Origin of the sequence: Lysinibacillus irui (assembly GCF_028877475.1) — a bacterium.
GTDB lineage: Bacteria > Bacillota > Bacilli > Bacillales_A > Planococcaceae > Lysinibacillus > Lysinibacillus irui.
This window is the reverse complement of the sequence record NZ_CP113527.1, coordinates 667226-680460: the sequence shown is the minus strand read 5'-3', so window position 1 is coordinate 680460 and position 13235 is coordinate 667226. Positions and strand designations below refer to the sequence as shown.

The following is a 13235-nucleotide window of genomic DNA, read 5'->3' as shown; positions in this document are numbered from 1 at the left end:
CAGAGCAAGCTAAAATTTTCTTTGCTCTGCTTTGACCATAACTAATTCTTTAAGCATGAATGGTCTGTTCATTATCGAATAAATATAACACTTTATCGCTTACTTTAATGTGTAGAATGGATTCAATTGCCTCACTATAAACACGAAGCTGAACCGCATAACGACCTAGTATTTCCTTTGACAAAGCCGGCTCCTGTGCAAAATGCGGCAGAATACGATCTGTTTTATAATCTAGCAATACCCAATTACCATACTCATCCTCAAATAAACAGTCGATAATCCCCTGCACAATTTGTGCATCGCCATCGTCATCTACTCGACTAATGGTAAAGGGCATTTCCCTACGTATCTGCTTTGCTTTTTTGAAGCGTTGTCCGATTTCTGTAGTAAAGAAATGATAAATTTTCGCTAGTGGAACCACTTTTCCTTCCGCCTCTGTTAAAAGCTGTCTTGCTACTAAATCTTTTACAAACACGTTTACTTCGTTCATATCATGAAAGCCAAACTGTGGGACATGCTGCATCACTGTGTGTACAGCTGTTCCAACTTCAGCACCCGTTAGCTGTTGCTCCTGTAAAAAAGCTGGTCGAGGCGCAATAGTAGAGCCTGTTTGCTTGGCTGGAGTCGCAAAGTAATATTCCGGTTCCTCCTGGCGCTGTAGATTTTCTAAACGCTTAATTTCACTTACCGATGTTTTGGAGCGTTTTCTTGTGGATTTTTGATAGGCATACTGTGCTTGGAAACGTTCCGTTATTTCTGCCAACAATGCCTCATCCTCAGGCATCTCAAGTGCCTGTTGTACCTCATCAGCCAATGCTTGTATTTCATACGAATAATGGCTCGTATTGATAGCTTGTACCGACCAACGAGAAGGGTCATCCATTTCTTTATACGAAGTAGTTGCAACAGCCGCAAAATCTGCATGCCTTGCTACCGCTGGGCCTATCCAGTCCAAATAACTATTAGCTCTGGCACGTAAATATTCCTGAAGCGGTGCATCTGTCGGTAAATTTTGCGCATCCTGCCAGTAATCAAGCGTTTTCTCCCAACTCTTTACAGAGCCCACTAAAATCAGTCGCTCCTTTGCACGCGTCATAGCTACATATAAAACTCGCATTTCCTCTGCACGCATTTCCAGCTCCTTTTTTTCCTTCAATGCTAAAAACGGTAACGATGTATACGTGATACGATTTTCCGGGTCAATGGCCTTTACCGCAAGGCCAAAGTCTTGGTCGAATAAATAAGGTTGATGGAAATCCATTTTGTTAAACGGACGTCCCATACCTGCGACAAAGACTACAGGATATTCCAATCCTTTTGAAGAGTGAATCGTCACAAGGCGTACCACATCATCCTTTTCACCAATGGATTTGGCAGTGCCTAAATCATCCCCACGCGTTCGCATCCGATCAATAAAGCGTAAAAAGCGGAATAATCCACGAAACGCAGTCTGCTCATACATTAGTGCACGATCATGTAAGATACGTAGATTGGCCTGACGCTGCTTACCATTTGGCATTGCCCCAACCATTTCATAATAGTGTGTATCTAAATAAATCTTCCAAATTAAATCTGACAATGATCCACGACGTGCTAAATCTCGCCAATTTTCAAAGGCTAGCATAAAGCGTTGCAGCTTCTCAAACGTAGTGGTTTGCACTCCATGTCCTTCACTACGAATAAATTGGCGTAAAGCGTCATAGAAAGGTACCTTTTGATCGGCTAACCGTATTTTCGCCAGCTCATTTTCCGTTAAACCAACAAATGGTGCACGTAGTACAGAAGCTAATGGAATATCCTGATAGGGATTATCAACAACCTTCAAGACATTTAACATTATCATCACTTCAAGAGCATCAAAATACCCTTTAGAGGATTCTGCATATAATGGAATCCCTGCTAACTTAAATTCCTCCACTAAATCTGTTGACCATGTCATAGAGCGCATTAGAATTACAATATCACGATATTGTAGGGGCCGTTCTGTCTTTGTTTTCGTATCATAAACAGTTGTGCCATCCTCCATCATCTGTCGAATACGATCAATAATAAAGCGCGCCTCATATTGTGATTTTTTCAATTCCTCTAGCTCTGTGGCTTCATTGCTCATTTCCTCTAGCTCTTCTGTTGTTTCCTCTTCCTGTGGCGGATGCATCACGACAAGTTCTACGGGCATTTCTTTCTCATCATAAGGAGCAGCTGGCTTTAATGATGCATTGTCATCATAAAGAATCTCACCCACACGCTCGCCCATTATTTGTGCAAATATATAGTTCGTAGCAGTCAACACTTCTTTACGACTTCGAAAGTTAGCATTTAAATCAATTCGCATTCCTGTCATTTCAGGCGTCTCTAAAAAATCACTATATTTTCGCATGAAGAGTTTTGGTTCAGCTAAACGGAAGCGATAAATACTTTGTTTCACGTCACCAACCATAAATAAGTTGCCATTCTGCTCCTCACCTGTTTTGACAAGCTGTAAAATCGTTTCCTGTAGCATATTTGTATCTTGATATTCATCCACAAGAACTTCTTTAAAACGTTTTTTCATATCTAGCGCAACTGGAGATGGCTGAAGCTCGCCTTCTACTTCGACCGTTAAAATTTGCAGGGCATAATGCTCTAAATCTGAAAAATCAATGATACCCCGTTCTAACTTAGCTTGTCGGAATTGTTCACTAAACGCAGCAGTCAGCTCCACTAATGTGGTAATTGTTGGTGCCATTAATCTTATTTCCTCAAGCAAGCGTGCAGGTGTACGAACAAAATATGTTTCTTTCATTCTATTCATTATTTTTTTGGCTGCTTCACGTTTTTTCTTGGCAAGCTCTTGTAAATCTACATCTACTAAAGCATCCTTAGATACTCGTTTCAATGTGGACCATTTGACCGTTGCAAAATAATCAAACAGCTCCTGCCATGTCCCTTCTTGACTAATACGTATCCCCTCTTGAATCATAGCAAAATCAATTTCTGCCGTTTCAGCATAGGGGGCAGGTCCATCCGGCTGTAAGGTTATCGCTCGCATTTCTGAAATTAAAACAAAAGCTTCTTCCAAGCTATGTCGAACGGTTAATTTGACATAATGAGATAACTCTAAATCATCAATGGTCACATCATCTGCTAAATCATAGGCTTTCGGTAGACTTAGCAACCACTTTAAAGGCTCCGCATGTACACGAGAAGTATCATAAAGTTTACTAATCAACGTTTCGATGGCTTGATCATCACGATCCGACGTAAAGCTATCGACAAGACGATAGATTGCCTGCACTTGAGCTTCGTCCTCTGAATCGTAAGCATCCTCTAAAACATCCGCTAAAATATCATCTCTTAATAAAGCAATTTCCGCTTCATTGGCGATACGGAAGCCTGGATCAATATCAAGCAAGTAGGCGTATTGCTTCACAATGGCTAAACAGAAGGAATGCAGTGTGGAGATTTGCGCTTTATTGACCAGACTGAGCTGCCGTCTTAAATGATTGGATGTCGGGTTTTCTGCTATAGCCTTTTCTAATGCCTCTGACATACGATGGCGCATTTCAGCAGCTGAAGCATTCGTAAAGGTCACTACCAATAGTTCATCTACATTGATGGGATTTTCAGTAGCAATGACCTTTTCAATCATACGATTAATTAGTACGGCCGTTTTCCCAGAACCTGCTGCAGCAGATACAAGCGTATCTTGACCACTTGCATAAATCGCCTTCCACTGATCATCTGTCCATGTGACATCTGCCGGCTTTGCTGGAATTGTTTGTACCATGCTATTCTACCTCCTTCCGAATTTTATCAACAATGTCATTCGGTTTCGCTTGCATCAATTGACGATAGCTTTGTTTACCATCAGACGGATCAAATTGACAAACTGCAGCAAATTGACAATAATCACATGCTGTTTTTGCCTTTAATTTATAGGGGCTGATAGCTGTATCACCAGACAAAATACCATTGCCTGCCTCCTGATGTTTACGACGAACGAAATGCTGTAGCTTTTTCATATCATTTACTGGGACAATACGTGATTGTGATTCAGATGGTGTCCCATCTTTTTTCATATAAACAGGAATGATTTTAGAGTGGCCGCTACTTTCTTCTAGTTGCTCGTCCATCGATAAAATGGCCTCAGCATTTTCTGAAAGTAGGCCCTTCATTTTGTATTGCTTTAAACGATCTTCTTCTATTTCACTATCCGTTAAATCCTTATCTAGTTTTAGCATTGGATTATGCACATGCACATACAGTACCCCTGCTGGCTCTGTTTGACCTGGTAACCAATAAGAGCTATTTTCCATCGCCACATCTAAATAAGTAAGGACCTGTAAAGATAATCCATAATAAACCTCGTTTAAATCTAAATCACGGGCTGAAGATTTATAATCAACAATCCGCAAATAAGAGCGATCATCTATCGTTGCACTATCCACTCTATCGATACGTCCTCGCATAAACATTTTCTTCCCACCAGTCAAATCAATTTCAAGTGGTGGTAGCTGTTCATGTTGCCCTGGGCCAAACGATGCCTCAATGGCAATAGGTTTAAAATGAGATACATTAGCATGCTGTGTCAATGCCGTCATCGTGCGTTCAACAATACGAATAAGCTTCCGCTGAATATAGCGATAGCGGGCACTAGATAATAAGATTTGATGTGAAAAAACAGGTACAATTTGCTCGACTGCTTGCCGTGCTAATTGTTTAATTTGCTGCTTCGTCAAACGTATCCATGAAAGCTGTTGTCTATGTGTTTCCTCTGTAATCCACTTTAACGCCTCATGGAATAAATCACCCATTGCAAAAGTTTCCAAGCGATACTCTGCACGCTCTTCTAAACGTAGACCATACGTAGTGAAATGAGAAAATGGACATCTAAAATATTTCTCTATTCGTGACACACTTGATGTAAGCTTTTGTCCGTATAACTCCTGTGTGATATAGGTTTCAAGTGGCTCAGCCTCATTTTTATGTGTAATCGGATAGCGTACACGCTCAAAAATAAGTGTCCAATAAGGATCTTGTTTATAAAATTTTTGTAATGCTAGCCATTCAGGTGCTAATTCACGACTATGCTCTGCTTGACGTAGCTGTATCATAAGGTGGGCTAATGCGGTACGTGGATGGCGTAAATAAGGTAAAACATCTCCATCCAGTAATTCAATCGGATCAATAACCACTCGCTCTATAGCAACATCACTAAATAGACCTGGCGCCTTGTCATTACCAATTATTTTCTTGATATATAAAGAAGGTAGCAGTGCCTTTCCCTCTTCATCTGCTGTTGGATACGACAAATAAAGCTTATTAGAAGGTGTCGTAACTGCACGATAGATTAAGAAATTTTCCTGTAATAAACGATTGGTAGAGGTTGGTGCAAGCTCATAGCCAATTTGACTAAACCATTCACGCTCTGAATCTGACAATAAGCCCTCATATTCCATTCGTGTTGGATAAATACCATCATTCATCCCTACAACAAAGGCAACCTTTATATTAGAAAGACGAGCCAAATCAACAGTCGCTACCATGACCTCATCTAGGGTTGGTGGAATTCGAGAAAATTCTAATGTATCAAAGCCTTCATCAAGAATTTTGGCTGCTTCCTCCACAGTCATCTCCTGCTCACCAAACATATAGACGAATTGATCGAGGACTGCAATCCATTCATTCCAAGCTTGGTCGTGCTCACTCGCTGCTAAAGCGTCGCCTCGATCAAGCTCACGGTCTTTCATCGCCTGAAGCTTGTCATAAACCTGTAATGCCTCCACTAGTTCAAATAAGGCAGTGGCAATTTCCCTACCAGTTTGCGCAGCTTCAAGCTTGTCCTGTAAATTCTTTAATGGTTGGCGAATTTCATCTCGAATAGCCTCGATTTCTGCCTGCATTGCACGCTCTTCATCTGTTTGTACACGTGAATGGAATTCTAGTCCCCGATACTTTTTATAAAACCAACGAGCCTCCTCAAACCAACGTTCGCCATAGATCCCCTGTGCCAAACAATAGTTTTCCAATCGATCCGCTCGTTCGCGCCAAATTGTTAGTTCAGCTTGGAGCGGGAAAAACAAATCGGTTTTTACACTGCGAAAGACCGGTTCATACTTCCAATTAGATGTCATGATCTCTAATGCAGACCGACTTAACTCTATTAATGGATGGTGTAGCATCGACTTTTTAGTATTTGTGAAAATAGGAATATCATATTGTTGGAAAATACTTGTGATAAGTGGATCATAGAGATCTGCTTGTCTATATAAAAGTACAATATCCTGATAGCGATATCCGTCTTCTTTTGTCAATTTAGTTATTTCCCGGGCAATCGCATGTACCTCCGCTCGACGATTTGATGCTTCAAGTACCATGACATCTCCTGAGGTTTCTTTCGTTTTAGACATTAAATTAGCAAAATTAGCCTCTACATGCTGTAAATCATCAGAATGAAATCTTCTAGCATGATAAAAATGTAATGGAAAATCAACATCAATGCCCTCTTCATTAGCGATATCATGGAGTCGTTGATTTGTTAAAGCTGCTTCATGAAATAGTGCCTGCTCATCAAAAGCCTCATCTATATGGTCAAAAGGAAGAACAACAGTTACTTGCTTCGTTACCTTTAATAACTCTCGAACTAATTCTAATTCTCGTACAGTGAAGGCCGTAAAACCATCAATATAAATTGTCGCTTGCTTCATCGTTTCAGCATACTTCAATTGTTCTGTTAAAATAGGGTAATAGCCCTCACTGTCGACATATGTTGTACCAAGTCGTTCCTCTAATGCCTGCAAAACGACATGTAAATCATTCGTTTTTGCTTGTAAGGTGTTGGGAGCATCAAGTGCCTTCAAAGATTCCGTTACTTCTGCCAAGACGGAACTATTGACGCTATAGCGACTAAATTCTTTTAGAAGGGCTTCTATTTCCTCTGTAAAACCTCGTTTTCCTGCTGCTTGTCGGAATAAAGAAAACTCACTTTTCTGTTCCTCTAGAAGTTTACGAATGAGCATTCGGTAACCATAGCCATTTACTTCTTTACGTGCGATACCACCTGTCTCCTGTAAGACTAACCACGCTAAACGCTTAAATGTCATCACCTGTGCCCGAATCAAACCTTGTAAACCATGCTTATTCGTCAGCTCATATTCCGTAGAATAGGACATCTGGTCAGGAACAATGATGAAAATTGGATGCCCTAATGGATCCGTCTTAAGTTGTTCAACAATTTCCTGATGAATAAATGCCGATTTCCCTGTTCCCGATCGTCCTGAAACAATACGTAATGTCATATCCTTTCCCCCTCTTTAGATGGTTTTCTTTCTTCTAGTAAACACCTCACCAAAATCGAGCGTGCTTTTCTGTGGAATCATCTATTATTAAACGGGTTCCTTTTCTCTTTGAGTGAACCCTTCTATATTTAAAATCAACTTTAATAGTCTACCTTAAATTCTATCGAAAAAAACTAGTAAATACTATTTATCAACCTTCACCTGATAATAAAAAAGAAGGATATGTTTACATAAAAAAACAGCCTCTTCAAATAAAGAAAGAGGCTATAGTAAATAGCTAACTGGCAGGGTGATCATGGTTTTTCGTCAAATTTCGCGATTGCTTTAAATCTCTTTCTACACGAGCGTTCAATCGCTTCTCAATCAGCTTGCCTACCCACCATAAAATAACAATCGCAACTGCAGCAATCACTAATCTTACAGGGCTTGTCAATAAGGATTGAAGATCATAGCCTAGTACACTCATCCCTAAAATCATGACAAACTTTCCAGCTAGTAAAACGACTAAGTAAAACTTTTTATGAATATGGGACAACCCCGCTACAATATTCACTATGACAGATGGTGTAAAGGGAAAGCATAGGAGGACAAAAAGAGGACTAATACCATTCATATCCACCCATTTTATCAGCTTCTGTACTTTTTTACTGCCTGTTAAAAATCGTAGCTTTGGATGCTTACCAAAATGGCGGACAAGCAAAAATACTGCATAGGAGCCAGCTACGGAGCCTAACCAAGATAATAAAAATCCTAACCATAAACCAAATGCACTTGCATTAGCAACAACGAACACGACTAAAGGAAGAAATGGTAAAAACGCTTCTAAAAATGGTAACAGTAAACCAATGATTGGACCAAGTGTTCGATACTGTGCCGCAATCTGTTCAATATTTTCTACAGTAAACCATTCACTCAACATCGACACCTCTATTTATACTGTAAAATTAAATGAAAAATAGTTAGCTCATCTGACGTATTTCGATATTCATGGGGCTGATGCCCTGAGAATACTAGTGTATCCCCTTCTTCCAGTAATTCATGCATATCTCCAGCAGAAATAACTGCTTGTCCCTTGATGACCATTATAGTTTCTTCTACCCCTTCTGTATGAGCTTCACTCCTGCTAACGGCTCCTGGCTCCATTTCAACCTTATAGAATTCCCAACCCCGCTCCGGGTTATACGGAATGATAGAATACACTCGATAGCGCCCCTCGTCCTCATCGACATGTGGCACATCTTTACTGCTATAACGTGTGAAATGGGCTGTTGGTGGCTGCAATAAAGAAGAAAATGAAATACGCATCCCTGCAGCAATTTTCCAAATCGTCGACACAGTTGGGTTGGCCTCTCCTTTTTCAATTTGGGCAAGCTGCGCTTTACTAACGCCTGTTTCTTTTGCTACATCATCTAGGCTTAAATGACGCTGCTGTCTAATTTTTTTTAATTGAAATGCTAAATTCCGGCTCATTTGTTCCACTTTTACTCACCATTTTCTATTGTTTATTTTATCAGACATATGTATACTTTAATAAACATCAAGAACTATCAAACAATTCCATCAATAGTATACATGGAAATTATCAAGAAAGGATGACCTATTTATGACAAGTACAACAGAGCTTCATCAGAATACAACAAGCTCTTCCAACGATAGCTTTTTACAAGGTGTGAAAGATTGTGTACCAACATTACTCGGTTATATTAGTATAGGACTTGCATTCGGTGTTGTAGGTTCCGCTTCTGGTTTATCTGTCCTTGAAATCGCACTTTTAACGATCCTTGTTTATGCTGGATCTGCACAATTTATTTTTTGTGCGCTTCTCTTAACAAGTAGTCCTGCTTCTGCTATTATTGTAACCATTTTTGTCGTCAATCTACGCCATTTATTAATGAGTTTAACATTAGCACCTCATTTTACGCGCTATTCCATGCTAAGAAATGTTGGCTTTGGTACATTATTAACAGATGAAACATTTGGCGTAGCCGTAACAAAGCAAATGCAAACAAGCAAATTATACGGCAAATGGATGGATGGACTAAACATTACTGCCTACTCTTTCTGGATTCTTTCCTGTGTTACTGGTGCCTTTTTAGGTCAGTGGGTAGCCCACCCTGAAAAATGGGGCTTAGATTTTGCGTTAATTGCCATGTTTGTTGCGCTATTAGTTCTACAATTGAGCAGCGTTGGCAAAAGTAAAATCATGCATTATATTAAATTAATCGGCTATATGGCGGTCATTATGTATGGTCTTTCTTATATAGTACCTTCGCATGTGGCTGTGCTGCTAGCAACAATCATTGTCGCAACAATTGGGGTGGTGACGGATAAGTGACGACAACTACATATATGGTCTGGCTCATTATCGGCTGTGCCCTTGTTACATGGCTACCGCGTGTTATTCCCTTTATGTTCGTACGTAGTGTAACACTCCCCGATGTGGTGCTTAAATGGCTCAGTTTTATTCCTGTTTGTATTTTAAGTGCTCTTGTCATCGAAAACTTATTAGATACTGACAGTGGCAAATTGGTGACATTGGATTGGCCCGTTTTTGTTACATTTGTGCCAACACTAATTATTGCACTTATTACAAAAAGTTTGTCTATTACAGTTATTGCTGGCGTTATCATTATGGCAGCTGTACGATTTTTCATGTAAAAAGGTCAGTCCCTTCGCTAGGACTGACCTTCTTTTATTTCTTCAGTTTACTTGCTAGCCAAAAACCGACTGTTAGTGAAAAAGCATCAATGACAAAAATAATTGATGGAGATGTGTAACCTGCATAGACAGAGGCAGCAATTAGTGCAATCGCTAATACTAATGCAACATAGCGATTATACGTAATTCTTGTAAACAATAACACCAATAAAGCAGGTATAAATAATGCTAACATCATTTTTCCAAAAACGTCCATTATACATCCCTCGGCTCAGCAAGAAGTAATCCGATGCGGTAATGATCATTACTATATATAACATGCTGTGTGAGACGAATTTCATTATTTCGATCTAACACTTCTAGACGACAATGGGCTGCATTTAATTGTAGCGCTTCGTACAGTTCATTTTCAGTAAAAATAGTCACACCATTTACCTTGCGAATACATTCCCCTGCCAGTAAGCCCATTTTTTCAGCTGGTGAATCAGGAAGTACGGCTGCTATAATCGCACCCTTTGTACTTGGTGCTACCGCATAATGATCTGTTTTATCTTGTTGAGCAAAGTAAATAGACATAATGATACGGATTAGCGCTCCAATACCGAGCGTCAGGAAACCGATCATTGGCTCAAAATAAGCAGCTAAACCGCCTATTAAAATAAGCTGTCCTAGTAATAAAACAGATCGCCCTATTTTAGGCAGCTTTAATGCTGGTAATTCCTTTCTTAGCAGCTTGGCAAAGCCTATAACAATCGGAAACAATACAAATGCAAATTGACTATCTCCTATCGTAAACAATGGCCAATACGGCAACACGGCAGAAATAGCATCACCAGGCATAACAAAGAAAATCGGAAGCACCCAAACATTCCTTGAACGATACACAATAGCCTGCATACCCCGCTTCGTTTTTTCAATACTAGGCGTAGTAACCTTCATTGCTGCACGTCGAATCAATAGTCCTTCCGCAATGACACAAAGACCCGCAAGAATGGTAATCGTAACGACTGCTCCATCATCTAAATTGACATCCTCAAAGGAAATTTTCCACCAAGAGAAAGACCAATGGTAATAGGACATAGCCCATATCGCTAATGTTGCAATACCCATTGTGAAAATGGGTGACAATGCATTAATGAAATACAAGATAAGTGCTACTATAGAAACTGCTATTAAAATAATTAAAAATTCTTTCGGTACAGTAAGCCCTGCTATCATACTGATAAGAGAAATGAGTAATGCATAAAGCCACCCATCTTTCCATTGTCCGATTAGCTCCGTCCAGCCCCAAATAATGCGTCTATTAAAATATTTTCGCTCCTGTTTTACACGACGATAACCTAATAAAATAGCAAATATTATGACTATATACAGTAATGGGTTGAGTAAAAAGCGGCCAATCGCTGTTACAATTTCTATTAATATCTCACTAACCATACGAACACCCGCCATTTCTATCATGAATACTATGAATTTATTGTATCAAACGACTACACTCTTGCGTAGTACAAACTCATAGAAAGCTTTGTATTATGGTCATTTTATTCTTTTAGAAGATGTTATTGTTCAATTGCATGTAGTAAAAAGCTAGTGGCCATTTGGAATTGCTGATCATTTTGACGATCGGCTTTAAAATCCTTTAACGTCTCATTTAAACTATTAAAGAACGTTGTATCCATGTAAAATTCATCTTCTGCAAGTTTTAATTTTTTCTGTTTACGATAAAGATTAACCGCCTCTGCCGTTGTCTCGTCCATATAGCCATCTAAACGATCAATTTGATAGCCTAGTTTCTGTAAGGCATTTTGTGAATACGAAATTTCCTCACTCATATCACCCACTTTAAACTTACCTGTTAGAGGATGGAGTTGAAAAGCAAATAATTCATTTTGCTCAATTACTAAACTTGCTTCAATACCCTGCCCATGAATCCATTCGCGTTTTGGTGTCAGCCATTTATTGGTTGATAATTTTAATTCCCCACCATTTGAAAGCTCCCAAGATTCCTGCACAGTTCCTTTCCCAAAGCTTTTAACCCCCACAAGTGAAGCACGCCCCCATCCTTTTAAAGCACCGCTCAACACCTCACTAGCAGAAGCACTACCTTGATTTTGTAAAACAACGATTGGAATTTTGTTCATCGTTTCTAAATATTTTTCATCAAAGCCCTTTGTTTGTGTTTTTAATGGTTCCATAGCCCCTTCCGCATTTTGCATATATGCAAATACTTTGCCATTGTCTAATACCGTGCTCAGTAGCGCTGCGACGCTATGTAAATAACCACCTGGATTATCACGTACATCAATTACGATTCCTTCAACATCTTTACGAAGCAATTTACTTGTTTCAGCAACCCATTCATTCGCTGTCTTTTCACCAAATAATGAAATAACCACATAACCAATGGCTGTATCTTCAACCATTACAACTTCACTTGATACGGTTTTATTAGAGATGGCAGCGCGTTCCATTGTCATTTTAATATGTTTATCCTCACTAGGACGATAAACAACAATGGTTACCTTCGTTCCTTTCTCACCTTGAATTAAATGCATTAACTCACTCATCGTTTTCCCATCAACCCGAACCCCATCAACTTGTACAATTTCATCGAGCGAGCGCATACCTGCCTTCTCTGCTGGTGATGAACGGACTGGAGACACAACAATAAATTTCCCTTTATTTTCTGTTAGTTCAATCCCTATGCCCACTCTTTCCTCGGCCAGCATTTGCCGATGTTGCTCTGCCTCTTCCTTGGAATAATACGTACTGTAAGGGTCCTTAATGGCATCAGCCATACCACGAAGAGCCCCCTCCACCAAGGCATCCTTTTTCGTACTGTATACAGATTTCTCTTCGATGAGTGTCATGGCTTCACCAATTGTATCAACCTCCGTAACAGGCTCCTTTTTATCGCCAATATTGAACCAATCAAAGTAAATACCACTACCTACCACTAAACTACTAAGTAGGACTCCGACACCAGCCGTTAATTTGCGCAAATCTTCCCTCCTCCGTCTCTTTTACTGTATGACTCTATTTTTTCAAACATACAAGATTACCTTTCAAATTTATGAAGGGAGAATATTTCACTTTCCCTAAGGGTTTCATCTTGCTTCGCGGGTATTTCGCCCTGCTTCGCGGGTATTCACCTTGCTCCGCGGGTATTCACTCTCGTTCCGAGGGTATTCACTCTCGTTCCGCGGGTATTTCGCCTTGCTCCGCGGGTGTTCGCTCTCGTTCCGCGGGTATTTCGCCTTGCTCCGCGGGTATTCACTCTCGTTCCGCGGGTATTCACTC

General features: G+C 39.9%; 9 protein-coding genes. 2 read left to right on the top strand and 7 right to left on the bottom strand.

The features are described from left to right. Nucleotides 1-49: 49 nt before the first annotated feature. From addA to OU989_RS03185, 4 genes are all read right to left on the bottom strand, one after another. On the bottom strand, nt 50-3766 hold the full coding sequence (gene addA, locus OU989_RS03200; protein WP_274795677.1) for a helicase-exonuclease AddAB subunit AddA: 3717 nt from the start codon (nt 3764-3766) through the stop codon (nt 50-52). A 1-nt stretch (nt 3767) separates the two neighbouring features. Next, nucleotides 3768-7277 (bottom strand): helicase-exonuclease AddAB subunit AddB, encoded by a 3510-nt coding sequence (addB, locus tag OU989_RS03195; RefSeq protein ID WP_274795676.1) that lies wholly within the window; start codon nt 7275-7277, stop codon nt 3768-3770. A gap of 277 nt (nt 7278-7554) precedes the next feature. After that, nucleotides 7555-8193 carry a TVP38/TMEM64 family protein gene (locus OU989_RS03190; protein WP_274797269.1) on the bottom strand — a complete coding sequence of 213 codons (639 nt, stop codon included), beginning with the start codon at nt 8191-8193 and terminating at the stop codon, nt 7555-7557. Nucleotides 8194-8204: 11 nt separating this feature from the next. After that, nucleotides 8205-8756 (bottom strand): helix-turn-helix domain-containing protein, encoded by a 552-nt coding sequence (locus OU989_RS03185; RefSeq protein WP_312504855.1) that lies wholly within the window; start codon nt 8754-8756, stop codon nt 8205-8207. Between the two features lie 124 nt (nt 8757-8880). On the opposite strand from OU989_RS03185, the gene OU989_RS03180 reads away from it, so the two are divergent. After that, on the top strand, nt 8881-9612 hold the full coding sequence (locus tag OU989_RS03180; protein WP_274795674.1) for an AzlC family ABC transporter permease: 732 nt from the start codon (nt 8881-8883) through the stop codon (nt 9610-9612). Beyond that, nucleotides 9609-9935 carry an AzlD domain-containing protein gene (locus OU989_RS03175; protein ID WP_274795672.1) on the top strand — a complete coding sequence of 109 codons (327 nt, stop codon included), beginning with the start codon at nt 9609-9611 and terminating at the stop codon, nt 9933-9935. Before OU989_RS03180 ends, OU989_RS03175 begins: the two co-directional genes overlap by 4 nt. A 34-nt stretch (nt 9936-9969) precedes the next feature. Here OU989_RS03175 and OU989_RS03170 read toward each other — a convergent pair whose 3' ends face one another. The 3 genes from OU989_RS03170 to OU989_RS03160 form a co-directional block, all read right to left on the bottom strand. Next, nucleotides 9970-10191 (bottom strand): CsbA family protein, encoded by a 222-nt coding sequence (locus OU989_RS03170; RefSeq protein ID WP_274795671.1) that lies wholly within the window; start codon nt 10189-10191, stop codon nt 9970-9972. Further along, the gene (locus OU989_RS03165) at nt 10191-11372 is read right to left on the bottom strand and encodes a PDZ domain-containing protein (RefSeq protein WP_274795670.1); all 1182 of its coding nucleotides are present in this window, start codon (nt 11370-11372) and stop codon (nt 10191-10193) included. The genes OU989_RS03170 and OU989_RS03165 overlap by 1 nt, the downstream gene beginning before the upstream one ends. Before the next feature lie 122 nt (nt 11373-11494). Continuing rightward, the gene (locus tag OU989_RS03160; protein ID WP_274795669.1) at nt 11495-12937 is read right to left on the bottom strand and encodes a S41 family peptidase; all 1443 of its coding nucleotides are present in this window, start codon (nt 12935-12937) and stop codon (nt 11495-11497) included. Nucleotides 12938-13235: the final 298 nt, after the last annotated feature.